The 24,633-nt window shown below is 66.6% G+C and carries 21 protein-coding genes; 11 read left to right on the top strand and 10 right to left on the bottom strand.

Annotated elements, in window-relative coordinates:
* Positions 1–16: 16 nt before the first annotated feature.
* The 4 genes from D0B54_RS10805 (at position 17) to infA (ending at position 2,949) form a co-directional block, all read left to right on the top strand.
* A complete protein-coding gene (locus D0B54_RS10805) occupies positions 17–1,150 on the top strand; it encodes a GNAT family N-acetyltransferase (RefSeq protein ID WP_117291337.1) in 1,134 nt (377 codons plus the stop codon).
* A 2-nt stretch (positions 1,151–1,152) separates the two neighbouring features.
* The gene (gene aat / locus D0B54_RS10800) at positions 1,153–1,908 is read left to right on the top strand and encodes a leucyl/phenylalanyl-tRNA--protein transferase (protein ID WP_117291336.1); all 756 of its coding nucleotides are present in this window, start codon (positions 1,153–1,155) and stop codon (positions 1,906–1,908) included.
* A 24-nt stretch (positions 1,909–1,932) separates the two neighbouring features.
* Entirely contained in the window at positions 1,933–2,649 is a 717-nt protein-coding gene (locus tag D0B54_RS10795; protein ID WP_117291335.1) for an arginyltransferase, read from the top strand.
* 81 nt (positions 2,650–2,730) lie between these two features.
* A complete protein-coding gene (gene infA, locus D0B54_RS10790) occupies positions 2,731–2,949 on the top strand; it encodes a translation initiation factor IF-1 (protein ID WP_117291334.1) in 219 nt (72 codons plus the stop codon).
* A 252-nt stretch (positions 2,950–3,201) separates the two neighbouring features.
* On the opposite strand, the gene clpA is transcribed toward infA, so the two are convergent.
* The 3 genes from clpA to D0B54_RS10775 all read right to left on the bottom strand — a co-directional run bounded on the left by clpA (position 3,202) and on the right by D0B54_RS10775 (position 8,313).
* On the bottom strand, positions 3,202–5,478 hold the full coding sequence (gene clpA / locus D0B54_RS10785) for an ATP-dependent Clp protease ATP-binding subunit ClpA (protein WP_117291333.1): 2,277 nt from the start codon (positions 5,476–5,478) through the stop codon (positions 3,202–3,204).
* Positions 5,479–5,515: 37 nt separating this feature from the next.
* Positions 5,516–5,836 (bottom strand): ATP-dependent Clp protease adapter ClpS, encoded by a 321-nt coding sequence (gene clpS / locus D0B54_RS10780; RefSeq protein ID WP_117291332.1) that lies wholly within the window; start codon positions 5,834–5,836, stop codon positions 5,516–5,518.
* A gap of 251 nt (positions 5,837–6,087) precedes the next feature.
* A complete protein-coding gene (locus tag D0B54_RS10775) occupies positions 6,088–8,313 on the bottom strand; it encodes a CHASE2 domain-containing protein (RefSeq protein ID WP_117291331.1) in 2,226 nt (741 codons plus the stop codon).
* Positions 8,314–8,678: 365 nt separating this feature from the next.
* Between D0B54_RS10775 and gspC the strand changes: the two genes are divergently transcribed.
* Genes gspC through gspF form a run of 4 tightly spaced genes read left to right on the top strand, consistent with a single transcriptional unit; the run spans position 8,679 to position 14,355 of the window.
* On the top strand, positions 8,679–9,566 hold the full coding sequence (gene gspC / locus D0B54_RS10770) for a type II secretion system protein GspC (RefSeq protein ID WP_117291330.1): 888 nt from the start codon (positions 8,679–8,681) through the stop codon (positions 9,564–9,566).
* A gap of 8 nt (positions 9,567–9,574) precedes the next feature.
* Complete coding sequence (gspD, locus tag D0B54_RS10765; RefSeq protein WP_117291329.1) at positions 9,575–11,641, top strand: type II secretion system secretin GspD; 2,067 nt, start codon at positions 9,575–9,577, stop codon at positions 11,639–11,641.
* A 10-nt stretch (positions 11,642–11,651) separates the two neighbouring features.
* On the top strand, positions 11,652–13,136 hold the full coding sequence (gspE, locus tag D0B54_RS10760) for a type II secretion system ATPase GspE (RefSeq protein ID WP_117291328.1): 1,485 nt from the start codon (positions 11,652–11,654) through the stop codon (positions 13,134–13,136).
* A 7-nt stretch (positions 13,137–13,143) separates the two neighbouring features.
* A complete protein-coding gene (gene gspF, locus D0B54_RS10755; protein ID WP_117291327.1) occupies positions 13,144–14,355 on the top strand; it encodes a type II secretion system inner membrane protein GspF in 1,212 nt (403 codons plus the stop codon).
* Between the two features lie 189 nt (positions 14,356–14,544).
* Here the strand turns inward: gspF and plsX are convergent, their stop codons facing one another.
* Genes plsX through D0B54_RS10740 form a run of 3 tightly spaced genes read right to left on the bottom strand, consistent with a single transcriptional unit; the run spans position 14,545 to position 16,378 of the window.
* Positions 14,545–15,597, bottom strand: coding sequence for a phosphate acyltransferase PlsX (gene plsX / locus D0B54_RS10750; protein ID WP_117291326.1), 1,053 nt, complete (start codon positions 15,595–15,597; stop codon positions 14,545–14,547).
* Between the two features lie 23 nt (positions 15,598–15,620).
* Positions 15,621–15,827 (bottom strand): 50S ribosomal protein L32, encoded by a 207-nt coding sequence (gene rpmF / locus D0B54_RS10745; RefSeq protein WP_117291325.1) that lies wholly within the window; start codon positions 15,825–15,827, stop codon positions 15,621–15,623.
* Between the two features lie 38 nt (positions 15,828–15,865).
* Positions 15,866–16,378: a YceD family protein gene (locus tag D0B54_RS10740; protein ID WP_117291324.1), complete on the bottom strand. Its 513-nt coding sequence runs from the start codon at positions 16,376–16,378 to the stop codon at positions 15,866–15,868.
* Between the two features lie 333 nt (positions 16,379–16,711).
* On the opposite strand from D0B54_RS10740, the gene D0B54_RS10735 reads away from it, so the two are divergent.
* Positions 16,712–17,296 (top strand): Maf family protein, encoded by a 585-nt coding sequence (locus tag D0B54_RS10735; RefSeq protein WP_117291323.1) that lies wholly within the window; start codon positions 16,712–16,714, stop codon positions 17,294–17,296.
* A gap of 86 nt (positions 17,297–17,382) precedes the next feature.
* On the opposite strand, the gene D0B54_RS10730 is transcribed toward D0B54_RS10735, so the two are convergent.
* Both D0B54_RS10730 and D0B54_RS10725 read right to left on the bottom strand, forming a co-directional pair.
* On the bottom strand, positions 17,383–18,096 hold the full coding sequence (locus D0B54_RS10730) for an HAD family hydrolase (protein WP_117291322.1): 714 nt from the start codon (positions 18,094–18,096) through the stop codon (positions 17,383–17,385).
* Complete coding sequence (locus tag D0B54_RS10725) at positions 18,093–19,007, bottom strand: RluA family pseudouridine synthase (protein WP_117291321.1); 915 nt, start codon at positions 19,005–19,007, stop codon at positions 18,093–18,095. The genes D0B54_RS10730 and D0B54_RS10725 overlap by 4 nt, the downstream gene beginning before the upstream one ends.
* Positions 19,008–19,283: 276 nt before the next feature.
* Between D0B54_RS10725 and D0B54_RS10720 the strand changes: the two genes are divergently transcribed.
* Both D0B54_RS10720 and D0B54_RS10715 read left to right on the top strand, forming a co-directional pair.
* A complete protein-coding gene (locus D0B54_RS10720) occupies positions 19,284–22,274 on the top strand; it encodes an Rne/Rng family ribonuclease (RefSeq protein WP_117291320.1) in 2,991 nt (996 codons plus the stop codon).
* Between the two features lie 9 nt (positions 22,275–22,283).
* Positions 22,284–23,621, top strand: coding sequence for a UDP-glucose dehydrogenase family protein (locus tag D0B54_RS10715; RefSeq protein ID WP_117291319.1), 1,338 nt, complete (start codon positions 22,284–22,286; stop codon positions 23,619–23,621).
* Positions 23,622–23,677: 56 nt separating this feature from the next.
* Here the strand turns inward: D0B54_RS10715 and kdsB are convergent, their stop codons facing one another.
* Both kdsB and D0B54_RS10705 read right to left on the bottom strand, forming a co-directional pair.
* On the bottom strand, positions 23,678–24,442 hold the full coding sequence (kdsB, locus tag D0B54_RS10710) for a 3-deoxy-manno-octulosonate cytidylyltransferase (RefSeq protein ID WP_117291318.1): 765 nt from the start codon (positions 24,440–24,442) through the stop codon (positions 23,678–23,680).
* Positions 24,439–24,621, bottom strand: a complete 183-nt coding sequence (locus D0B54_RS10705; protein WP_117291317.1) for a Trm112 family protein — start codon at positions 24,619–24,621, stop codon at positions 24,439–24,441. The genes kdsB and D0B54_RS10705 overlap by 4 nt, the downstream gene beginning before the upstream one ends.
* Positions 24,622–24,633 lie beyond the last annotated feature (12 nt).

Here is a 24,633-nt window from a genome sequence, read left to right as displayed (position 1 = left end):
ACACCCTTTTCCCGCGATGCGGCTGAGACAGGTTGGCCGCATCGCGGACGTTCCGGCGCCTGCCTGGGACGCACTGTTTCCGCCGGACTATCCCTTTACCCGGCACGGCTTCCTTTCCACCCTTGAAAGCCAGCGCTGCGTCGGCGACGACAGCGGCTGGGATCCCTGCCACCTGCTGGCCGAGAACCAGGCAGGTGAACTGGTCGGGGCAGTCCCGCTGTACTGGAAGCAGCATTCCTACGGCGAATTCGTGTTCGACTTCGGCTGGGCCGAGGCCAGCCATCGCATGGGGCGGCGCTACTACCCCAAGCTGCTCTGCGCCATCCCCTACACCCCTGCCACCGGTCCCCGCCTGGGCGCCCGGGACCCGGCCGTGCGTGCCACCCTGGCCGCCCGCCTGGCACAACTGGGCGGGGGCGATGGCGCCCCTTCCCTGCATGCCCTCTTTGCCGAAGAAGTCGACCAGGCCAGCCTGCGGGCAGCCGGCATGCTGGAGCGGCAGGACATCCAGTTCCACTGGTTCAACCGCGGCTATGCCGGATTCGAGGACTTCCTCGAGGGCTTGCGCAGCGACAAGCGCAAGAAGATCCGCCAGGAGCGCCGGCGCGTCGCCGAGGCCGGCATCGGCTTCGAATGGCGCAGCGGCCATGAACTGCGCGAATCGGAGTGGCAGGCGGTCTATGGCCTCTATGCCAACACCTACGAGGAACGCGGCCAGGCCCCCTACCTGAGCCTGCCCTTCCTGCAGGCCTACGGCGCCGGCGCCGACTCACCCTTGCGTTTTGCACTGGCCTACGACGGCACGCGGATGGTCGCCATGGCCATGACCCTGCGCGGCGGCGACACGCTGTACGGCCGCCACTGGGGCACGGCCGGGCGCTACCACGCCCTGCATTTCGAGGCCTGCTACTACCAGGGCATCGACTATTGCATCCGCGAGGGGCTCAGGCGCTACGATGCGGGGACGCAGGGCGAGCACAAGCTGGCGCGGGGCTTCGTCCCGGTCCGCACCCGCTCGGCCCACGTACTCGCCGACGAGCGGCTGCACAAGGCGGTTGCAGCCCATCTGCAACGCGAGACGGCTTTTGTAGAATTGAGGCACAGCGAACTGCTGCGGCATGTTCCATACAAGGAGGGGGTCGCGAGCTGAAGATGGACAATCCCATCCGCCTGCATTGGCTGGACCCGCGCAACCCGCATCAGCATTTCCCGCCGGTGCACCTGGCGATGCGCGATCCCAATGGCCTGCTGGCGATCGGCGGCGACCTGTCGCCGGTGCGGCTGCTGCGTGCCTACGCCCAGGGCATCTTCCCCTGGTACAACCCCGACGAACCGATCCTCTGGTGGTGCCCCGACCCACGCAGCGTGCTGCTGCGCGGCGGCCTCAAGGTCTCGCGCTCCTACCGCAAGGCAGTGGAGCGCGCCGACTACACCGTGACCCTGGACCTGGCCTTCCCGGAGGTGGTGGAAGCCTGCGCCGGCCTGCGCTCCAAGTCGCGCGGCACCTGGCTGGGCGCCGACATGAAGCGCGCCTACATGGAACTGCACCGTGGCGGGCATTGCCATTCGGTGGAGGTCTGGCGCCAGGGCGAGCTGATCGGCGGGCTCTATGGCGTGGCCCTGGGACGTTCCTTCTTCGGCGAGTCCATGTTCTCGCGTGCCGACAACGGCTCCAAGATCGCGTTGTACTGGCTGTGCCGCCAGCTCTGGGCCTGGGATTTCGCCCTGATCGACTGCCAGATCAGCTCTCCCCACCTGCTCACCCTGGGCGCCACGGAAATGCCCCGCGACGAGTTCCTGCGCCTGCAGCGCCCGGCGGCCGAACTGCCCGGACGCATCGGCCGCTGGCAGTTCGAGATCGAGGTGCCGGCCGATGTCCTCCACCTCAGCCGGGGGGCAGCGGCATGAGCCCGTTTGCGTCACTCTTCCGCGATGAGTGAGCTAGAACGCATCCGCCTGTTCCTCAGCGTCGAGCACGTCTGCGGCTACCTGCCCGGCCGCGCCTCGCGCAATGCCTTCATCGACCCGGAATTCCCCCTCACCCCGGCGCGCTACGGCTGGCTGCTGGAGCAGGGTTTCCGCCGCAGCGGCGTGCACGTCTACCGGCCCTACTGCCAGCACTGCCAGTCCTGCATCCCGGCCCGCATCCCCACCGACGCCTTCCAGGCCAACCGCAACCAGCGGCGCTGCCTGGCGCGCAACGCCGACCTGAGCCTCAAGGTGGTCAACCGGCTCAACGAGGAACACTACGCCCTGTACCGCGACTATCTGCTGTCGCGGCACGCCGGCGGCGGCATGGACGCCCACAACCGCGAGGCCTTCCATACCTTCCTGGAATGCGCCTGGGGCGAGGTACGCTACTGGGAGTTCCGCGCCGGCCGGCGCCTGCAGGCCCTGGCGGTGGTCGATGAGACCCCCCGCGGCATCTCGGCGGTCTACACCTTCTTCGACCCCGACGAGACCCGCCGCAGCCTCGGCACCTATGCTGTCCTGCGCCAGATCGAGGACGCCCGGCGCCGGGAACTGCCCCACGTCTACCTCGGCTATTGGGTGCCCGGCAGCCAGAAAATGGACTACAAGCGCCATTTCCGCCCCCTGGAAGTGCTGCGGCACGGCGGCTGGAAACCCCTGCCCGAAGACGGAAACTGAGCCGCAAGGGCCCCAAATGGGCCCAAAAGTTGATGCGAGGCAGCGACTTCCCGATAATGCGCCTCCCAAAAGCTGGCGCTTATGTCCAAAGAAGATCACATTGAAATGGTTGGCACGGTGGTGGACACCCTGCCGAACACCACGTTTCGCGTAAAACTGGAGAACGGCCACCTCGTCACGGCCCACATCTCCGGCCGCATGCGCAAGCACTACATCCGCATCCTGACCGGTGACAAGGTCACCGTGCAGCTGACGCCGTACGACCTGAGCAAGGGTCGTATCACGTTCCGCGACAAATAGCCGCGGAAAGCCGTCGGCAGGTTGCAGTCAGCAGTCGGTAGTTGAAGCCAAAGCCCGCCCTGCGGGCTTTGCGCGTTTTCTTGCCTCTCCCTCCGGGAGAGGCCGCGCGTAGCGCGGGTGAGGAACGCACTTTCAGCGAGTGCAGCGCTCACGATTTCCTGCGTCCCTCCCCTTTCTCGATGGGAGAGGAGAAACAGAAAAGCCCGCTCTCGCGGGCTTTTCTGCTTTTACTGCCGACTGCGGCGCAGCCGTTCAGACCGGTTCCAGCGCCGCGGGCCGTTCCCGCGCCTCCAGCTCGAACACCAGCTGCCCGTCCTTCACCGAGACCTGCACGTTGCCGCCGTTGGCGAGCTTGCCGAACAGCAGTTCCTCCGCCAGCGGGCGCTTGAGGCTCTCCTGGATCACGCGCGCCATCGGGCGGGCGCCCATCTTGACGTCGTAGCCGCGCTCGGCAATCCACTCCTTGGCCTCCTCGTCGATGTCGAGGTGGACATTCTTCGCCGCCAGCTGTTCCTCCAGCTGCATCAGGAACTTGTCGACCACGCGCACGATCTGCGGCTTGCCCAGCGGCGCGAAGGCCACCGTCGCATCCAGGCGATTGCGGAACTCCGGCGTGAACATCTTGCGGATCACCTCCAGCGCGTCGGTGACATGGGTCTGTTCGATCAGGCCCATCGAGCGCCGCGCGGATTCCTCGGCACCGGCGTTGGTGGTCATCACCAGGATGATGTTGCGGAAGTCCGCCTTGCGGCCGTTGTTGTCGGTCAGCGAGCCATGGTCCATGACCTGCAACAGCAGGTTGAACACGTCCGGATGGGCCTTCTCGATCTCGTCCAGCAGCACCACCGCATGCGGATGCTTGATCACCGCCTCGGTCAGCAGGCCGCCCTGGTCGAAGCCGACGTAGCCCGGCGGCGCGCCGATCAGGCGCGACACGGTGTGCCGCTCCATGTACTCGGACATGTCGAAGCGGATCAGCTCCACGCCCAGCAGCTGCGCCAGCTGCTTGGTGACCTCGGTCTTGCCGACGCCGGTCGGGCCGGCCAGCAGGAAGTTGCCGATCGGCTTGTCCGGATTGCCCAGGCCCGAGCGGGCCAGCTTGATCGAGGCCGACAGCTGCTCGATGGCGGCATCCTGGCCGAAGATCACCAGCTTGAGGTCGCGGTCCAGCGTCGCCAGCTTGTCGCGGTCGTTGGCCGACACGCTCTTGGGCGGGATGCGCGCAATCTTGGCGACGGTTTCCTCGATGTCGCGGACCTGCACGGTCTTGCGGCGGCGCGAGTCAGGCAGCAGGCGCAGGCGCGCCGCCGCCTCGTCGATGACGTCGATCGCCTTGTCCGGCAAGTGCCGGTCGGTGATGTGGCGCGCCGACAGCTCCACCGCCGAGCGGATGGCGCCGCGGGTGTACTGCACGCTGTGATGCTCCTCGAAGCGGCTGCGCAGGCCCTCGAGGATCTTGACGCTGTCCTCCACGGTCGGCTCGGTCACATCGACCTTCTGGAAGCGGCGCGCCAGGGCGCGATCCTTCTCGAAGATGCCGCGGTACTCCTGGTAGGTGGTGGAGCCGATGCAGCGCAGGTCGCCCGAGGCCAGCAGCGGCTTGAGCAGGTTGGAGGCGTCCATCACGCCGCCGCTGGCGGCGCCGGCGCCGATGATCATGTGGATCTCGTCGATGAAGACGATCGCGCCCGGACGCTGCTGCAGGTCCTGCATCACCGCCTTGAAGCGCTTCTCGAAGTCGCCGCGATACTTGGTGCCGGCGATCAGCGAGCCCATGTCCAGGCTGTAGATCACCGCGTTCTTGAGCAGGTCAGGCACCCTGCCCTCGACCACCAGCCAAGCCAGGCCCTCGGCGATCGCCGTCTTGCCGACACCGGCCTCGCCGACCAGCAGCGGATTGTTCTTGCGGCGGCGGCACAGCGTCTGCATGACGCGCTCGATCTCCTGCTCGCGGCCGATCAGCGGATCGATCTGCCCGCGCGCGGCGCGCTCGTTGAGATTGCTGGCGTACTGCTCCAGCGCCGACTTGCCGCTGGGCTTCTCGGGCGCGTCCTCGCGCTCCTCGGGATCCTGCTGCGACTTCTCGGGCATGTTGCCGTTCTTGCTGATGCCGTGGGAGATGAAGTTGACCACGTCGAGGCGGGTGACGCCCTGCTCATTGAGCAGGAACACCGCCTGGGTGTCCTTCTCGGCGAAGATCGCCACCAGCACGTTGAGCGTGCTGACCTGCTTCTTGCCGGCCGCCTGCACATGGTAGATGGCGCGCTGCAGCACGCGCTGGAAAGACAGCGTCGGCTGCACCTCGTGCTTGTCGTTGTCCTTGACCGCCTGGACATGCGTCTTGAGGTAGTCGCGCAGCGCCTGTTCCAGCCGGTCCATGTCGCCGCCCGCGGCGATCAGCGCCTCGGAGACGTTGGCGTCCGACAGCAGCGCCAGGAGAAGATGCTCGACCGTCAGCAGTTCGTGACCTTCCATGCGGGCGGCGACGAATGCGGCGTCAAGGGCTTTCTGAAGTTCTTCGGATAACATTTGTTGCCTCCGGCTCAACCGCTTGCGCGGCTGGTTTTCAGGCCTTCTCCATTACAGTCAAAAGGGGGTGCTGGTGTTCGCGAGCATACGCGTTCACCTGCGCCGTCTTGGTTTCCGCGATCTCGGCGGGGAAGATCCCCGCCACACCACGGCCCTGCGTGTGCACGTGCAGCATGACCTGTACCGCCGATTCCCGTGTGTGACGGAAGAACTGTTGCAAAACCTGGACCACAAATTCCATCGGGGTGTAGTCGTCGTTCAGCATCACCACCTTGTACATCGGCGGTTGCTGTGTCTTGGGCTTGGCTTCCTGTACTGCCAGGCCCTGGTCGGAATGTCGGTCAGGCTCGTTGCTCATGGGTCAAAGTGTAGCGCCGTGACGGCCTATATGGGGCCGCAAGGCTGTCACAAAAGGGCTGTTGGCAATCCGGTGCAAAAATCGGGGGTCCCCGCCGCTCAGACCACGGGAACCGTGGCGCGTTCGCGCCCGGCGCGGTAGCGCAAGGCGACGGACGGCAGCAGGTGGCGGGTCTTGCGGCGGCGGCCGCAAAGCCGGCACGGCCGGGGTGCCAAGGTTCCGGCGGCCGCCGGAACCGGAATCGCGGCTATCTACTTGTGGGTGAAGGTATATGCCCCGTCCCAGTTCTTGCCTGGGGGGTTGTCGCGCAGGTACATGATGCGCTCGATGAACAGCTCGTAGACCTTGTGCGGCCGGCCCGACTGCGACAGCGAGAAGAACTCGGCCTCGGCCTCGTCCCATTGCTGGCCCCGGTAGAGTTTCAGGGCACCACGATGCCGCGCCAGGTCGTTGCGCAGCGCGGGATCCAGCGCGTCCTTGGGACCCATCGGCTCGTAGATCGCCACCGGCTCGTTCTTGCCCTTGACCACCACGAAATCGAGTTCGCGGAAGGCCCATTCGTTGGGCGCCGAGTTGCGTGTGGACTCCGAGCAGAGGATGGCCACCCCGTACTCCTTGGTCAGGCTCTCCAGGCGCGAGCCCAGGTTCACCGCGTCGCCCATGACCGTATAGGCCATGCGGAACTCCGAGCCCATGTTGCCGACGTTCATCTTGCCGCTGTTGAGTCCGACGCCGATATTGAGCCGGGGCCAGCCGCGCTTCTCGAACTCCCCGTCGAGCTCGCGCACTGCCCGCACCATCTCCAGGCCGGCCTCCAGGGCGTGCAGGCCATGCCCGGGGTCCGCCAGCGGGGCGCCCCAGAACGACATGATGGCATCGCCCATGTACTTGTCGATGGTGCCGCGATGGCGGTGGATGACGCCGGTCTGCTTGGTCAGGAAGGCGTTCATCAGCTGCGCCAGTTCCTTGGCCTCCAGCTTCTCGGAAATGCTGGTGAAGCCGCGCACGTCCGAGAACAGCACCGTCATCTCGCGCGACTCGCCCTCCATGGAAATCTCGCCGGACCGTTCCGCCATCTCGGCGACGATCTCGGGCGGCACGTACTGGCCGAACTGCTTGGACACGGCACGGGCACGGCGCGACTCGACGAAATAGCCGTACAGCAACTGGGCCAGGTACAGCATCAGGGTGAATACCACCGGCACGCCGAAAGGCATGACGAAGTTGCCGTAGCTCCACAGGCCGAAGGCCAGCCCGGTGATCAGCGCCAGCACCACCGCGCCGAGCACACCGGCCAGCAGCGGCGACAGCGCGGTGAAGGCCCAGGCGATCAGGGCGCCGATGACCAGCAGCATCACCGCCTCGATGCCGTTGTAGTACGGCGCCTTCTGCTTGATGTTGCCGCTGAGCAGGCCTGAAATGATGTTGGCGTGGACCTCTACCCCCGAGTAGGCCTTGGCCACCGGCGTCACGCGCAAGTCGCGCAGCCCGGGGGCGCTGGTGCCCACCAGCACGATCCTGCCCTTCAGCACCGAGGCATCGGCCTTGCCGGCGATGACGTCGGAGGCCGAGACGTAGGGAAAGCTGCCCTCCGGCCCACGGTAGGGAACCATCACGGCGATACGCTCATCCACCGCAGCCACCAGCGAACCGGCACGCAGGCGCTCCAGGTTCAGCGAGGTGCGCACGTCGGGTGGCTCGAATTCGAAGTCGATCGCCGGACGGCCCACCGCCAGGCGCGCCAGCGCCAGCGCCATCGACTCGTAGACCGCCCCCTTGTACAGCTGCACCAGGGGCACGCGACGGTAGACACCATCTTCATCCAGGGTCGGGTTGTCGAAGAAGCCGCAGGACGGGCTGGTGCCCTGCAGTTCCTCGAGGTTGCCGGTGTAGCCCTGCGGACGGATCCAGTCCAGGTCGTAGAGCTTGGCGGCCATCGCCTCCATGACCGGCGCGCAGAGGGCGCCGACGCCCTCCTGCTGCTGGGCCTGGAGGGTCTGGCCGAAATAGTAGCCCCAGACCACCGGCTTGCCGCGCATCGCCTCGGCAAAGGCGCGGTCGTTGTCCATGGTTCCACGCAGCGCCGTGGCGCGCTCGGCGAACCCCGGCAGGTCGGCCAACTCGCCCTGCTGCAGTCGGTCCAGCAGCTGCAGGCCGGAGCTGCGGTCGGGCTCGGAGAACACGATGTCGAAGCCGACGGCCTTGACCTGGTATGGCCCGAAAAGATTGTTGGCCAGGGTCGCCAGCTTGTCGCGGGACCAGGGCCACTGCCCTTCCACCGCCAGGCTCTTTTCGTCGATGTCGACGATCACCACGGCCGGGTCGATGGTCCCCGGCAGGGTCGCATTGACCCGGCTGTCGTAGGTGAAATGCTCGATCTGCTGCAGCAGCCGCAACTGCTGCACGCCGGAGGTGTGCACCATGAACAGCAGGAGCACGAAACCGCTGATGGCGAAACGTGTAACCGTACGAGACATTTCGCCGACTCCCCCAAGTCTTTCGGCCAAGTTACTGAATGTTGAGGATTGGGGCAATTCTTGGAGCTTGCCATGGGCCTGCCGGTCGCTGCGGTGCCCCCGTATTTGCGGCCAGGCAAGGCGCGAGGAGGACGCTTGGCGGGACCAAGTAACTGACGAGCAACACAGCATGGCCGCAAAGACGGGGCACCCGAAGGGCGGGACCGCCTGGGCGCAGGGCGGCGTCCCGAGTCGCTGATGTACATCTAGTACACGGCGCGCCTCGGGACATAGCCCTGCACCCAGGCGGTCTCCGCCGCAGCGATCGGCAGGCCCATGGCAAGCTCCAACGTGTTGCCCGTCACACTCGCAGGTTATGATGCGGAATGACCGCAGCACTCCCTTTACATAAGCTGACCCAGGCCTACGAGCGCCATGGGCGGCGCTTGCCGCCGGTGGCCAACCTGCTGCTGCTGGCCCTGATCGCGGCCACCCTGGCCCGCCTGGCCTGGACCCTGCTGCCGGTCCCCGAGGCCGGCCGCTGGCAGCCGGCCCCGGCCGCCGCCGCCCGCCCCGCCGCCCAGGCCGGCCCCGGCCCGGCCGACGTGGAACGGCTCGCCGGCGCCAACCTGTTCGGCAGCTACGAGGCGGTGCCGGGCGCCAGCGACCTCGACAATGCCCCCGATACCCGGCTGAACCTGACCCTGATCGGCATCCTGGCCGGCCGCGGCAACGACGACTCCCGCGCCCTGATCGCCGACGGTTCCGGCGAGGAGAAGCCCTACGCCATCGGCGACGATCTTGCCCGCGGCGTGACCCTGGAGGCGATCTTCGCCGACCGCGTGGTGCTGATGCGCAACGGCAAGGCCGAGACCCTGCGCCTGAACAAGGACCAGCCGGGCAGCAGTGGCGTGGCCGCCTCCGGCCCGGTGGACACCGGCACGGCAGTGGACGCCGGCACGGCCGCCACCCTGGGGGCCGCCCGCGACCAGATCCTGCAGGACCCGTCCCGCGCCTCGGAGTACATCCGCGTGCAGCCGGCCAGCGTCAACGGCCAGCTGCGCGGCTACCGCGTCTACCCCGGCCGCGAGCGCGAGCTGTTCAACAACGTCGGCCTGCGTCCCGGCGACGTGGTCACGGCGGTCAATGGCATAGAATTGGACAATGCCCAGAAGGCCCTGCAAATGCTCAGCGACCTGAGCAAGTCCAGCAATTTCGCCCTGACCGTCGAACGCGGTGGCCAGGCGCAAACCGTCAACGTCACGCTGAACTAGTACAAGAAATGACTCCGCTCAAAATCGCGATGCGCGCGGTACTGCTCTGCCTTGCCCTGGCGTCCCTGCCGGCGCGGGCAGACGTCACCCTGAACCTGAAGGACGCCGAGATCAGCACGCTGATCGCCACCGTCAGCGAGGTGACCGGCAAGAACTTCATCGTCGACAGCCGGGTCAAGGGCAAGGTCACGGTGATCTCGTCCTCGCCGATGTCGGCGGACGGCCTCTACGAAACCTTCCTGGCGGTGCTGGCGGTCAACGGCTTTGCGGCGGTGCCGGCCGGCGACACGATCAAGATCATCCCCGAGACCAATGCGCGCTGGGAGGGCTCCTCCTACGGCGGCGACGCCGGCGGCCTGGCCAAGGACGAGATCGTCACCAAGGTCTTCCCGGTGCAAAACGTCTCGGCCACGCAGCTGGTGCCGATCCTGCGCCCGATGATCCCGCAGTGGGGCCACCTGGGTGCCTACCAGCCCTCCAACATCCTGATCATCTCCGACCGCGCCGCCAACGTGCGCCGCCTCGAGCAGCTGATCCGCCAGATGGACCAGGTGGGCGATCGCGACATCGAGAGCTTCAAGCTGGAGAATGCCTCCGCCGCCGAGGTGGTGCGCATCCTCACCGCGCTCACCCAGCAGGACAAGCAGGCCGATCCGAGCATGCGCCAGACCGCGATCATCGCCGACGAGCGCAGCAACTCCGTGCTGATCGGCGGCGACCGTACCGAGCGCGGCAAGTACCGCGACATCATCCGCCAGCTCGACCAGCCGGTGACCGACGGCGGCGCCACGCAGGTGGTCTACCTGCGCTATGCCACCGCCGAGAACCTGGCGCCGATCCTGGAGGGCTATGCCCAGGAAGTAGCCAAGTCCGACAGCAAGAGCAGCGCCGGTGGCGCCGCGCCCGCCGCGGCCCCGGCCGCAAGTTCCGGCGGCGGCGGCCGCGACGGCATCCGCGTGCTGTCCGACAAGGACACCAATGCCCTGATCATCACCGCGCCGCCCAAGGCGATGCGCCAGATCCGCGACGTCATCGCCCAACTCGACATCCAGCGCTCGCAGGTGCTGGTGGAGGCGATCATCGCCGAGGTCAGTGCCACCACCAGCAACCAGCTGGGCGTGGACTGGGCCGTGTTCAACAAGGAGCGCATCGCCGCCGCCGGCATCCTCAACCCCAGCACCTCGCAGGCGCTGAGCAACGCCGCCAGCGCGCTCGGCAACAGCAGCAGCAGTTCCGGCAACACCGCCACCGCCGCACTGTCCCTGCTGGGCCTGGGCGCCACCGCCGCGGGCGGCATCATCAACGACAACGGCACCAGCTTCGGCCTGCTGCTCAAGGCCCTCAAGGGCGACGGCAGCAGCAACATCCTGTCGACGCCAACGCTGCTGACGATGGACAACGAGGAAGCCAAGTTCTCGGTCGGCCAGGAAGTGCCCTTCCTGACCGGCAGCTTCAGCAACACCGGTTCCGGCTCCAGCACGGTCAACCCGTTCCAGACCATCGAGCGCAAGGACGTGGGCCTGACCCTGGGCGTCACGCCGCAGATCAACGAGGGCAACGTGGTCAAGCTGAAGATCGACCTGGAATCGTCCAGCCTCACCGCCAGTGCCGACAGCACGCTGCAGCAGACCACCAACAAGCGCACCCTGACCAACACCGTGGTGGTGGAAACCGGCCAGGTGCTGGTGATCGGCGGCCTGACCGACGACAAGCTCAATGATTCCAAGAACCAGGTGCCCTTCCTCGGCGACCTGCCGCTGCTCGGCAACCTGTTCCGGGCCCGGGCGGTCAAGAAGGACAAGAGCAACCTGATGGTGTTCATCCGCCCCACGATCCTGCGCAAGCAGTCCGAGGCCGACTACTACACGCGCAAGAAGTACGACGCCGTGCGCCAGGCGCAGATCGACTCGGCGAAGGTGACCCAGTCCACCGGCCGCCAACCGATGCTGAAGCCCTATGACGTGCTGATGAGCGATGCCCCGCCACCGCCGCCAGTGACGGAACAGCAGGTCCCGCCGCCCTCCGTCGCCGGTCAGGCGCGTCCGCAGCCGCCCGCTCCGCCCGCCACGAACTGAGCGGTCTGCCATGGAAATCGCATTGCGGCGCCCGCCGTTCGCTTTCGCCAAGCGCCACGGCCTGATCGTCACCGAGGACCAGGGCGAGCACGTGCTGGTGGCGGCCCGACCCGGTGTCGGTGTCGATGCGATCCAGGAAACCCGTCGCTTCGTCGGCCGGCCGCTGCGCCTGCAGAACGTCAGCGCGCAGGAGTTCGACGCGCTGCTGCAGAAGACCTACGAGGGCCAGACCTCGGCCAGTTCCAGCCTGATGGACGGACTGGGCGAGGAGGAAGCCGACCTTGGCTCCCTGGCCCAGGCCCTGAGCGAAAACCAGGACCTGCTGGAATCCAGCGACGACGCGCCGGTGATCAAGTTCATCAACGGCCTGCTGGTCGAGGCGATCAAGGAAAACGCCTCGGACATCCATATCGAAAGCTTCGAGAGCCGCCTGCAGATCCGCTTCCGCGTCGACGGCGTGCTGCGCGAGGTGCTGTCCCCGCCCCGGCAGTTGGCCCCGCGCCTGGTGTCGCGCATCAAGGTCATGGCCAAGCTCGACATCGCCGAGAAGCGCCTGCCGCAGGACGGCCGCATTTCGCGCGCCTTCGGCGGCCGCAAGGTCGACCTGCGCGTTTCGACCATCCCCACCGGCGCGCACAACGAGCGCGTGGTGATGCGTATCCTCGACAAGCAGGCCGAGCGCCTCGACCTGGAACAGCTGGGCCTGGACGAGGAGCAGATCGCCGTCATGCGGCGCATCCTGTTCCGCCCCTACGGCATCATGCTGGTCACCGGCCCCACCGGCTCGGGCAAGACCACCACGCTGTACTCCGGCCTGTCGGTACTCAACGACCGCAGCCGCAACATCATGACGGTCGAAGACCCGATCGAGTACTACATCGACGGCATCGGCCAGACCCAGGTCAACACCAAGGTCGAGATGACCTTCGCGCGCGGCCTGCGCGCGATCCTGCGCCAGGACCCCGACGTGGTGATGGTCGGCGAAATCCGTGACCTTGAAACCGCGCAGATCGCGGTGCAGGCCTCGCAGACCGGCCATCTGGTCTTGTCGACCCTGCATACCAACACCGCGGTGGGCGCCGTGACGCGCCTGCGCGACATGGGCGTGGAGCCCTACCAGCTTTCCTCCTCGCTGATCGGTCTGATGGCGCAGCGCCTGGTGCGCTCGCTGTGCAAGCACTGCAAGGTGCCTTACGAGGCCAGCGTCGTCGAAAAGGAACAGCTGGGCGTGGAACTGGCGCCGCCGCTGACGCTGTACAAGCCGGTGGGCTGCCCGGCCTGCCGCCACACCGGCTTTCTCGGCCGCAGCGGCATCCACGAGATCATCGAGATCGACCGCCAGCTCGAGAGCATGATCCACGACGAGTCTTCCGAGCAGGCGATGGAAGCCTACGCCCGTTCGCGCGGCCCCGGCATCATCCAGTCGGGCCGCAACAAGGTCCTCAACGGCAAGACCACCTTGCGCGAAGTGCTGCGCGTGACGATCGAGGACTGAACCAGCAATGTCCGCCTTCGAGTACAGCGCGCTGGATGCGCGCGGCCGCCAGGTCAAGGGCCTGATCGAAGGCGACACCCCGCGCCAGGCGCGGCAGCTGCTGCGTGACCGCGGACTGTCGCCGCTGGACGTCACCGAGGTGGCCGAGCGCAAGAGCGGCGGCCTGTCGTTCCAGGGTGGCGGCGGCATCAGCCACACCGAGCTGTCGCTGTTCACGCGCCAGCTGGCGATCCTGGTTCGTTCCGGCCTGCCGCTGGACGAGGCCCTGACCGCCGTCGCCGAGCAGAGCGAAAGCAAGCGCGTACAGCGCGTCGCCCTGGGCGTGCGTTCCGGCGTGATCGAGGGCAACAGCCTGGCGATGTCGCTGAACCAGTTCCCCAACGCCTTCCCGCCGCTGTTCCGCGCCACGGTGGAGGCCGGCGAGCAGTCCGGCAAGCTCGACTACATCCTCGAACGCCTTGCCGAATACGTCGAGAAGCGCCAGGCGATGCGCAGCAAGATGATGCTGGCGGCGGTGTACCCGACTATTCTCGCGATCGTCGCGGTCGGCGTGCTGGTGGTGATGCTGACCTACGTCGTGCCGCAGGTGGTCTCGGTGTTCGACAGCATCGACACCGAGCTGCCGCCGCTGACCAAGGCCCTGATCGGCGCCTCGGCGTTCCTGCGCAACTACGGCATCTATGTGGCCCTGCTGCTGGTGGCGGGTGCCGTGGTGTTCTCGCGCATGATGCGCGCCGATCCCTTCAAGCGAAAAGTGCACCGCTTCATCCTGCGCCTGCCTCTGGTGGGCCGGCTGACACGCGGCGCCAACACCGGTCGCTTCACGCGCACGCTCGGCATCCTGTTCGGCAGCGGCGTGCCGATCCTGGACGCCATGCGTATCGGCACGCAGGTGGTCGACAACCTGCCGATGCGCGACGCCATCGAAGACGCCGCGATCAAGGTGCGCGAGGGCGCCACGCTGTCGCGCTCGCTCAATGCGAGCAAGTTGTTCCCGCCGATCGCGATCCACCTGATCGCCAGCGGCGAGACCTCCGGCAAGCTCGACGAAATGCTCGACCGCTCCGCCGAGAACCAGGAGCGCGAAGTGGAAACCCTGGTCGCCACCATGATGGGCGTACTGGAGCCGCTGGTGATCGTGGCGATGGGCGGCATGGTGATGCTGATCGTGCTGGCGATCCTGCTGCCGATCTTCGACCTGAACAACCTGGTCAAGTAGCCGTCGACCTGCTGGGCCTGCTGTCCCCAAGACTTCAGTCCGCAAATAAACGCGAATCAACGCAAATGGACAGCCTTCCATTCGCGTTCATTTGCGTTTATTTGCGGACTGCTTTTGCGCAGCAGCGCCCATGGACGCCAGCCTGACCGCGGACACAGGAGACTGGGCCTCTAGGCCCCTGAGAACAGCTCAGGCCGCTTCGCTGGCACCCAGCGGAGCGTCGTCGGCAGGCTTGAGCACCACGCCCAGCAGGCTGCTGATGCGCGCCGGGATGTCCTGCTCCACCGCCTTGATCGCCACGCCGATGGCATGGGCGAAGGCCTGCGCATCGGCGCTGCCATGGGACTTGACGACGATGCCGGTGAGGCCGGCAAAGCTGGCGCCGTTGTAGTTGCGTGGATCCATGCGCCGTCCCAGTGCCTTGAGCGCCGGCATCGCCGCCACCGCCGCGGCCTTGGTGAAGATGTTGCGGGTGAACTCTTCCTTCATGAACTGGTGCACCAGCTTGGCGACACCCTCGCCGGTCTTCAGCGCGACATTGCCGACGAAGCCGTCGCAGACCACCACGTCGACGTCACGCAGGAAGATGCCGTCGCCCTCGACGAAGCCGATGTAGTTCAGGCCCGACTGCTGCAGCAGCGAAGCTGCGAGCTTGATCGTGTCGTTGCCCTTGATCTCTTCCTCGCCGATGTTCAGCAGCGCGACCTTGGGCCGCTCGATGCCGTACACCGCGGTGACCATGGCCGCGCCCATCACGGCGAACTGCACCAACTGGTCGGCGCCGCACTCGGCATTGGCGCCCAGGTCCAGCATGTGGACGTGACCGTTGACCGAGGGAATGGCGGAGATGATCGCCGGACGGTCGATGCCCGGCAGGGTCTTGAGCACGAACTTGGCGGTGGCCATCAGCGCGCCGGTATTGCCGGCGGAAACGGCACCGCGCGCGCGGCCTTCCTTGACCAGGTTGATGGCCACGCGCATCGAGGAATCCTTCTTGTTGCGCAGCGACTTGGACGGTGACTCGTCCATCTCCACGACTTCGCTGGCGTGCTGCAGCGTCAGTCGCGGATCGCCGGCGTGCTTGCGCTCGGCCAGTGCGGCACGCAGCCTGCCCTCGTCGCCGACGAGGATCAGCTGCAGCAGCGGGTGCTCCCGCAACGACGACAGAGCGGCGTCCACGACTACCGGGTAGCCGTGATCGCCGCTCATGGCGTCGATGGCAAGGACGACGGGGGCAGCCATGCGGATGCGCCCGGTATCCAGCCTTACTCTTCGGTGCTGTCGCCGGCCGAGCCGGCCGTGTCGATGACCTTCTTGCCGCGGTAGTAGCCGTCGGCCGTCACGTGGTGACGCTGGTGCGTCTCACCGGAAGTGGCGTCGACCGACAGTGCAGCCGGCTTGACCTTGTTCTTCCAATGGGCGTGGCGGTGGCCACGCATCGAACGGGATTTCTTGTCCTGGGAAACTGCCATTGTCTTGCTCCGTCGGGCACAACGCCCTGACTATCACTTCAATCTGACTTCAACTGCTTCTTCAATGCCGCGAAAGGGTTTTCCCGACGAGGCTCTTCTTCCACCGGCGCAGCCTCTGGCTGCACCGCAACAACATTTTCGCACGATTCGCAGCGCGGCAGCATCGGCAAGGACAGCAAAATCTCGTCCTCGATCGCTTCACGCAGCTGCAACTCGTCGTTCTCGACCAGCAACGGCTCGCAATCCTGCATCAGGGCGCGCTCGCTGGCCTCGTCCACCACCAGTCGCCAGTCGACTTCCGTCTGCAGCGGCCAGCCATAGGTCTTGCCGCAACGCTTGCAGGCCAACGGCAGCACGCCGCCGAGCGTACCCTGCAAGGCCACGTGGCCTTGCAGCGAGCTTGCCTGCAGCGACACCGCGAGCATCCCGCCCGTCTCTGCCAGCAGCTCAGCCAGGCGCGGCAGCGCCTTCAGCGGCAGATCACCATGGAAGCGCTCCGCCTGCGCGGCGGTACTGGAAACACGTATTCTGGCGGGGATACCCAAGGCCATCGTCCCGAGCTACCCTTCAAAGGGCGCGCATCATAGAGACAGCCCCTCGAAAAGTCAAAGCGGGCACGGGCGCATATTCCAAAGAATTCAATGGTTAGCCGGCATTTTTCACCGGGGTATCGAGCGATGGCCGTCGCCGAGGATGCCGGCGGCAACGGACTGGAGCGAAACCCATGGTTGTTCCATGGGTTGAGTGAAGTCCTAGCCGCCGGCACCACAGGCAGGCCAGCGCCGATCAGCCTTCGATCCCCCGAAGCTCGATCCGCAACCAACGACTATCATGGGCCATGAATCTCGATATACCCGCAGGGATCGAAGGCGACCCGGTGGAAAATGCCGGCTGACAATCCCCCGCTGATCCTTGCTTCCGGCTCGCGCTACAGGGCGGAACTGCTGGGGCGCCTGCAACTGCCCTTCAAACCCCTGCCCTCCCATGTCGACGAGACTCCCCAGCCCGGGGAGACCCCGCGCGAACTGACCCAGCGCCTGGCGGTGGCCAAGGCCCGCGCCCTGGCCCAGGATCACCCCCAGGCCTGGATTCTCGGCTCGGACCAGTCCGCCGCCACCCAGGGGCGCCACCTGGGCAAGCCCGGCACCCTGGAGCGGGCGCGGGCGCAGCTGAAGCTGCTGTCGGGGCAGACCGTGGAGTTCCTGACCGCCGTTGCACTGATTCAGGGCACGAAGCTGCTGCAGGGCCTGGACGTGACCACGGTGCGCTTCCGGCGCCTGGACGAGCCGACCATCGAGCGCTACCTGGCGGCCGAGCCGGCCCTGGACTGCGCCGGCAGCTTCAAATGCGAGGGCCTGGGGATCAGCCTGTTCGAGGAAATCCGCAGCAGCGACCCCACCGGACTGGTCGGCCTGCCCCTGATCCGCACCGCCGCGCTGCTGCGCGAGGCGGGGTTCGCGATTCCCTGAAGAAGCCCCTGATCGGGAATCTCAGTCCGCAAATGAACGCGAATAAACGCAAATGAACTGGAGCGCCTTCCTGGCTTGATTTGCGTTCATTTGCGTCCATTTGCGGACAGCATTGCTTCTGCGGCAGTTGATGCCGTCAGCCAGGCCGGCAATCCGGAAACGTCCTCCAGCAGCACTGCGGGGCTGAAGAGGCGCAGGCGCGCGGCATCGTGCACACCACAGAGCACGCCGGCACACGGCATGCCGATGGCGGCGGCCATGGCCATGTCGTATTCAGTGTCGCCGATCATCAGCGCCTGATCGGCCTTCAGATCCTCGGCCTCCAGCAGTTCCCGCAGCATCAGCGGGTCGGGCTTGGAGGCGGTTTCGTCGGCGGTGCGCGAACCCACCAGCAGACACCGTATCTCGGCGTGGTGGCGCAACGAGCGGTCCAGGCCGCGGCGCGACTTTCCGGTGGCCACCGCAAGTCGGTAGCCCTGCCCGTGCAGGGCCTCCAGGGCCTCCAGGGCTCCCGGGAACAGGGGCGCCTCGGCAGTCTCGGTCACCCATTGCGCACGGTAGCGCTCCAGCAGGGCCTTGAGTGCGTCGAGCTCCAGTTCGGGAAAGAGGCGCGTGAGCACGTCGTTCATGCCCAGGCCGATCAACTCGCGGATGGTCTTGTCGTCACGCGTCGGCAACGACAACGCCCGAATCGCCACCTGCATGGTCTGCACGATGGCGGCGGCCGAGTCGGCAAGGGTCCCGTCCCAGTCAAAGATCAGCAGCTGTGGCCGAACTCCGGCGGCAGCCGCTGCACTCACCGCCCAGGCCCGAGTTTCGTCAGGAAATCCCTGAGCTCATCGGTCATCGGCGCATTCAGGATCAGCTTGGGGAACTCTTCGTCCGCCACCAGCTTGAGGAAATGCGAGTGCAGGAACATGCGCTTGAGGCCCCTGTCCTTGTACTGCTTGTTGACCTCGCGCTCGCCGTACTTGGTGTCACCGCAGACCGGGTGGCCCAGCGCCAGCGAATGCACGCGGATCTGGTGGGTGCGGCCGGAAAAGATCTGCACTTCCATCAGGGTGGCGTCGCGGTAGCGCGCCTTGGGCGAGAAGCGCGACATGGAGGGCTTGCCCTCTTCCTCGTCGATCTCCACGCGCAGGTTGTTGCGCACCAGGGCGGCGTCGACATCACGGTCCTCGCCACGCCACTTGCCGTCCAGCAGGGCGAAGTAGCGCTTGTCGGCGGTGCTGTTCTTGAAGGCCCGCTGGGCGCGCAGCAATGCCGGGCGGGTCTTGGCCAGCAGCAGGACACCGCTGGTGTCGCGGTCCAGCCGATGTGCCAGTTCGATGAATTCGTACTTGCCCCAGGCGCGAACGGTCTCGATCACCCCGTAAAGTACGCCGGTTCCGCCGTGCGCAGACAGGCCCGCGGGCTTGTTTATCGCCAAGTAGTGCTCATCTTCGTGTATCACCGCCTCACGCAGCTTGTTCAGCACTGCATCCGGCGGACGAACCGTTTCACCCTTCTCGGCCATGCGCACCGGCGGGATGCGCACCTCCTCGCCCTTGACCAGTTTGCGCTCGGCTTTGGCGCGCCCGCCGTTCACCCGCACCTGGCCGGAACGCAGGAGTCGGTAGACATGCGACTTCGGCACGCCAGGCAGTTGTTTTAAAAGAAAATTATCGATCCGCTGGCCATCTTCACCAGCGGTAACGGTAACCTTGCGCACTTCTTGGCGGGTTTGTGTCAAAATACGACATTCCGTTTGAATAAGCGGAAAATTCCGTTACCGCATCGGCGGTTACGGAATCGATTAGGGGACGTTGCAGCGCGCATCTTAGCAGCGCAGCACGCCTCAAGTTTGCGTCTGTGGCGCGCCAGTGCCGCAGGCATCATCAAAAACCAACGCTCCTGCAAAGGGCGGGCGACCTACAAAGACAACGCAAAATGCCTGTCACTGAACTCTCCCCTGCCCCGCGGTCGAGCGTCACCAGACGAGACCAACATGAAACGCATTCTGATCAATGCCACGCAGCGCGAAGAGCTGCGCGTGGCGATCGTGGACGGGCAAAAGCTGCATGACCTTGATATCGAGCACGCCTCCCGCGAGCAGAAGAAAGGAAACATTTACAAAGGCCGCATCACCCGCGTAGAGCCCAGCCTCGAAGCCTGCTTCGTCGACTACGGTGGAGAACGCCACGGCTTCCTGCCGGTAAAGGAAATCGTCCGCTCCTATTTCAAGGGCGACGGCAAGAACCTGCGCGACCAGCTCGACGAAGGCCAGGAAATCATCGTCCAGGTCGAGAAGGAAGAGCGCGGCAACAAGGGCGCGGCCCTGACCACGTTCGTCTCCCTGGCCGGCCGCTACCTGGTGCTGATGCCCAACAATCCGCGCGCCGGCGGCATTTCGCGCCGCGCCGACGGCGACGAGCGCGAGGAAGCCAAGGAAGCCCTGAACCAGCTGAACCTGCCGGACGGCATGGGGCTGATCATCCGCTCCAACGGCGTCGGCCGCACGGTCGAGGAACTGCAGTGGGACCTCGACCACCGCGTCGGCACCTGGAACGCGATCATCGCCGAGGCCGCCAAGCGCCAGGGGCCCTTCCTGATCTACCAGGAAAACAACATCGTGATGCGCGCGCTGCGCGACTACCTGCGCGCCGATATCGGCGAGGTGATCGTCGACAACCCCGAGATCTACGAGGAAGCCCGCGAGCAGCTGCAGTATTCGACGCCGCAGGACCTGCCCAAGCTCAAGCAGTACAACGACGAAACCCCGCTGTTCCAGCGCTTCCAGGTCGAGAGCCAGATCGAACTGGCGCATGAACGCAATGTGCGCCTGCCCTCCGGCGGCTCGATCGTGATCGACCATACCGAGGCCCTGACCGCGATCGACATCAACTCCGCCAAGGCCACCGGCGGACGCGACATCGAGGAAACCGCGTTCAATACCAATCTGGAAGCGGCCGAGGAAATCGCCCGCCAGCTGCGCCTGCGGGATCTCGGCGGCCTGATCGTCGTCGACTTCATCGACATGGCCAGCTCCAAGAACCAGAAGGAAGTCGAGAAACGCCTGGAGCGCGCGGTCGAAATGGACCGCGCCCGCATCCAGCTGGGCCGCATCTCGCGCTTCGGCCTGCTGGAGCTGTCGCGCCAGCGCCTGCGCCCGACGCTGGCCGAGCATACCCAGGTGGCTTGCCCGCGCTGCAGCGGCCGTGGCCACATCCGCAGCGTCGAGTCGCTGGCGCTGTCGATCCTGCGACTGATCGAAGAAGAGGCGATGAAGGAGCGCACAGGGCGCGTGATCGCCCAGGTGCCGGTCGACGTCGGCACGTTCCTGCTCAACGAGAAGCGCCTCAACGTACGCGAGATCGAGGCGCGTTGCCGCGTGCACATCGCGGTGGTGCCGAACCCGACGCTGCACACGCCGAACTTCGAGATCAAGCGCGTGCGCGCCGATCACCTGGCGCAGGACGGCAACTCCGGCATTTCCTACGTGCTGGCGCAGAACTTCGACGCCGCGGCCCAGGAAGAAATGGCCAAGCCGCAGGCGCCGACGCGTCCGCTGCAGGAGCCGGCGGTCAAGCAGATCGTGCCGGCGACGCCGGCGCCGATCGTGATCAAGCAGGAGATCGTCGCCGCCCCTGCGCCGGTGCAGATGGTTGCGGTGCCCACCGAGTCGGTCTGGACCCGCCTGATGCGCTGGCTCGGCTTCGGCGCCCAGCCGGTCACCGAGGCCCCTCCGGCCAAGGCTCCGCAGGACCAGCGCCGCCGCGACGAGCAGCGCCGCGACGGTCGTGGCGGCAACAACCGCGGTGAGCGTGGCGAGCGTGGCCGTGACCAGAATCGCGACCAGAACCGCGGCCAGCAGCAGGGCCAGCAGCGCCGTGACGGCCAGCAGGGCCCGCGCCGCGATGGCCAGCAACAGAATCCGCAGCAGCAGAAGAATCGCGACGGCCAGCAGCAGAACCCGCCGCAGAAGAACCGCGACGGCCAGCAGAACCCGCCGCGCCGCGATGGCCAGCAGCCGCAGCAGAACCGCGGCGAAGGCCAGCAGCAGAACCAGCAGAAGGGTCGCGACGGCCAGCAGCAGGACCGTCAGCAGCAGAATCCGCAGCGCCAGGGCCGTGATGGCCAGCAGCGCCGCGACGGCCGCCCGGAGCGTCCGCAGCAGACGGAGCAGCTGCCGCTGACCGCCGAAGGAGCTGCCGCCGAACTGGCCGCCGAGGCCGCAGGCCTGGAGCCGGAAGGCACAGAGGGTCATGCGCCGGGTGGACGCAGCCTGCGCGGCCGCCGTAACCGCCGTAACCGCGGCCGTGGTGGTGAAGGCCGTGGCGAAGGCCAGCTGCCGGCAGCCGCCGGCGGCGTGGTCGCGCTGACCGAGGACGATGTCCTGTCCGGCGGCGTGGCCTCCAGCGACATCCCGGCAGCGGAACCCGCTAACGAAGCTGTCCAGGCCCCGGCCGGCGACAGCGGCGAAGTGACGATCTCCTCCGCCATCGAGCCCGCGCCGGAGGCCGAGGCCGAGAGCGACGCCACCGCGGTGGCAGAGGTACAGGCCACGCCGGTCGAGACGCAGGCGCCGGTCGAGGCACAGGACGAATCGCCGGCCCCGCCCGCCGAGACGGCAGCACCGGTGGCGGCCCCCGCCTTCGTCGCTGCGCAGCCCGAGCCTGTGGCCGAAGCCCCTGTTGTCGAAACACCTGTTGTCGAAACACCTGTTACTGCAGCCCCCGTCGCCGAAGCCCCCGCAGCGGTCGCCGAGACGGTAGAGGCCGAAGCCGCGGCCTCCGCTCCGGCGGCCGAGGCCGAGGAAGAGGTTCAAACGGTTGCAATGGACAGCCCCGAAGATGTCGCCGAAGCGGAAGAAAGCGCGCGGAAGTTCCGCGCCAGCGCCCCGGCCTCCGACTACTTCAAGCTGTTCGAAGAGCCTGCCCCCGCAGCGGCCGAGACAGAAACGTCCGGCGAACAGAAGCCAGACACCACCCACTCCTGATTGCAATCCATGGATATCACCATTTTCGGCTCGGGCTACGTCGGGCTCGTCACCGCCGCCTGCTTCGCCGATGCCGGCAACACCGTCGTCTGCGTCGATGTCGACGCCAAGCGCATCGAGACCCTGTCGCGCGGCGAAGTGCCGTTCTACGAGCCGGGCCTGGACCAGATCGTCAAGGCCAACTTCCAGGAAGGCCGCCTGCGCTTCACCACGGATGCCGAGGAAGGCGTCCGCCACGGCCTGTTCCAGTTCATCGCCGTGGGCACGCCCCCGGGCGAGGACGGCTCCGCCGACCTGAAGTACGTACTGCAGGTGGCCGACACCATCGGCCGCCTGATGAACGACTATCGCATCGTCATCACCAAGTCGACCGTGCCGGTGGGCACCGCCGACAAGGTGCGTGACGCGGTGCGCGCGGCACTGCAGAAGCGCGGCGGCGAGCCCGCCGAGTTCGATATCGTCTCCAACCCCGAGTTCCTCAAGGAAGGCGCGGCGATCCCGGACTTCACCAAGCCGGACCGCATCGTCATCGGCACCGACAACCCGCGCACGGCCGAACTGATGCGCGCGCTTTATGCGCCGTTCAACCACAACCACGACCGCATCGTGGTGATGGACGTGCGCTCCTCGGAGCTGACCAAGTACGCCGCCAACGCAATGCTGGCGACCAAGATCAGCTTCATGAACGAGCTGGCCAATGTCGCCGAGAAGGTCGGCGCCGACATCGAGAAGGTGCGCATCGGCATCGGCTCGGATCCGCGCATCGGCTATCACTTCATCTATCCGGGCTGCGGCTACGGCGGCTCCTGCTTCCCCAAGGACGTCAAGGCGCTGGTGCATACCGCCGCGGAGTCGGGCCACATGGCGGCGCTGCTGGCCGCGGTGGAAGACGTCAACGAGCGCCAGAAGCGCGTGCTGTTCGAGCGCATCCGCAGCCATTTCGGCGGCGATCTCAAGGGGCGTACCATCGCTCTCTGGGGCCTGGCCTTCAAGCCCAACACCGACGACATGCGCGAAGCTTCCAGCCGCGTGCTGATGGAGTCGCTGTGGGAGGCCGGCGCCAAGGTCCGTGCCTTCGATCCGGTGGCGATGCACGAGACCCGCAAGATCTACGGCGAACGCGCCGACCTGATGCTCTGCGACAGCGCCGAGGCCGCCTGCGATGGCGCCGACGTGCTGGCGATCGTCACCGAGTGGAAGCAGTTCCGCAGCCCGAACTTCGAGCGCCTGGCCAAGCAGCTCAAGCAGCCGACGATCTTCGATGGCCGCAACCTGTACGATCCGCAGCTGCTCAAGCGCCTGGGCTTTACCTACTACAGCATCGGCCGCCAGCCGACTGTGCCCTGAGGCTACGCATCAACAAAAAAGGCTCCGCAAGGAGCCTTTTTTGTTGCGCGGATGATTCAACGCGAGGGTTTCAGCAGAGCGATCACCGCCTGCAGGTCTTCCTCGGTGTCCACGCCACGCGGCGGCGGGTTGTCGGTGACGCCCATCTTGATGCGGAAGCCATGCGTCAGCGCGCGCAGTTGCTCCAGCGCTTCGCAGTCTTCCAGCGGCGCCGGCGGCAGCTGGCTGAACTCGGCCAGCGCCGCCACGCGGTAGGCGTAGAGGCCGATATGGCGGAAGGCCAGGCCCTCCGGCATGCGCGGCTGCTCGCGGCTGGAGCCGTCGCGCTTCCAGGGAATCGGCGCGCGCGAGAAGTACAACGCGTAGCCGCGGCGGTCCATCACCAGCTTGACGACATTGGGATTGAGCCAGTCTTCGAGCACATGCAGCGGATGGCATAGCGATGCAATGTGTGCCTCGCTGTCCTCGGTCAGCAGCTGCGCCGCCTGGCGCACCAGTTCCACCGGCATCAGCGGCTCGTCGCCCTGCAGGTTCACCACCACCGTGTCGGCGGCCCAGCCGGCACCGCGGGCGATTTCGTTGATGCGATCGGTGCCGGAGTTGTGCGTGGCGGCGGTCAACCGTGCATCGGCGCCGAAGCCGCGGCAGGCCTGCAGCACCTGCTCCGAATCGGTGGCGACGATCACTTCCTCGGCACCGCTCTTGCGCGCCGCTTCCCAGACATGGCGCAGCACCGGCTTGCCGTGCACGTCGCGCAGCACCTTGTTGGGCAGGCGCGTGGAGCCCAGGCGCGCGGGAATCACCACCTTGAAGGGCTTCATGCCTCGAGCTCGGCCTCGCTCAGTTCGCGGGCCTCCTCTTCGAGCATGACGGGAATGCCGTCACGCACCGGATAGGCCAGGCGCGAGGCACGGCTCCAGAGTTCCTGCCGCTCCGGGCGCCATTCCAGGGCCCCCTGGCTCACGGGGCAGACGAGTATGTCGAGCAGACGCTTGTCCATGATTCTGGCGCT

This window comes from Solimonas sp. K1W22B-7 (genome assembly GCF_003428335.1).
GTDB lineage: Bacteria > Pseudomonadota > Gammaproteobacteria > Nevskiales > Nevskiaceae > Solimonas_A.
This window is presented reverse-complemented; position numbering and strand designations above follow the sequence as displayed.

Coding starts and splice junctions, on each gene's coding strand:
- D0B54_RS10740 (WP_117291324.1), bottom strand. CDS start 16,378: ATGGCCTTGGGTATCCCCGCCAGAATACGTGTTTCCAGTACCGCCGCG.
- D0B54_RS10805 (WP_117291337.1), top strand. CDS start 17: ATGCGGCTGAGACAGGTTGGCCGCATCGCGGACGTTCCGGCGCCTGCC.
- D0B54_RS10735 (WP_117291323.1), top strand. CDS start 16,712: ATGCCGGCTGACAATCCCCCGCTGATCCTTGCTTCCGGCTCGCGCTAC.
- rpmF (WP_117291325.1), bottom strand. CDS start 15,827: ATGGCAGTTTCCCAGGACAAGAAATCCCGTTCGATGCGTGGCCACCGC.
- kdsB (WP_117291318.1), bottom strand. CDS start 24,442: ATGAAGCCCTTCAAGGTGGTGATTCCCGCGCGCCTGGGCTCCACGCGC.
- D0B54_RS10705 (WP_117291317.1), bottom strand. CDS start 24,621: ATGGACAAGCGTCTGCTCGACATACTCGTCTGCCCCGTGAGCCAGGGG.
- plsX (WP_117291326.1), bottom strand. CDS start 15,597: ATGGCTGCCCCCGTCGTCCTTGCCATCGACGCCATGAGCGGCGATCAC.
- gspC (WP_117291330.1), top strand. CDS start 8,679: ATGACCGCAGCACTCCCTTTACATAAGCTGACCCAGGCCTACGAGCGC.
- clpA (WP_117291333.1), bottom strand. CDS start 5,478: ATGTTATCCGAAGAACTTCAGAAAGCCCTTGACGCCGCATTCGTCGCC.
- D0B54_RS10720 (WP_117291320.1), top strand. CDS start 19,284: ATGAAACGCATTCTGATCAATGCCACGCAGCGCGAAGAGCTGCGCGTG.
- D0B54_RS10715 (WP_117291319.1), top strand. CDS start 22,284: ATGGATATCACCATTTTCGGCTCGGGCTACGTCGGGCTCGTCACCGCC.
- D0B54_RS10795 (WP_117291335.1), top strand. CDS start 1,933: ATGAGTGAGCTAGAACGCATCCGCCTGTTCCTCAGCGTCGAGCACGTC.
- gspF (WP_117291327.1), top strand. CDS start 13,144: ATGTCCGCCTTCGAGTACAGCGCGCTGGATGCGCGCGGCCGCCAGGTC.
- aat (WP_117291336.1), top strand. CDS start 1,153: ATGGACAATCCCATCCGCCTGCATTGGCTGGACCCGCGCAACCCGCAT.
- infA (WP_117291334.1), top strand. CDS start 2,731: ATGTCCAAAGAAGATCACATTGAAATGGTTGGCACGGTGGTGGACACC.
- gspD (WP_117291329.1), top strand. CDS start 9,575: ATGACTCCGCTCAAAATCGCGATGCGCGCGGTACTGCTCTGCCTTGCC.
- gspE (WP_117291328.1), top strand. CDS start 11,652: ATGGAAATCGCATTGCGGCGCCCGCCGTTCGCTTTCGCCAAGCGCCAC.
- clpS (WP_117291332.1), bottom strand. CDS start 5,836: ATGAGCAACGAGCCTGACCGACATTCCGACCAGGGCCTGGCAGTACAG.
- D0B54_RS10775 (WP_117291331.1), bottom strand. CDS start 8,313: ATGTCTCGTACGGTTACACGTTTCGCCATCAGCGGTTTCGTGCTCCTG.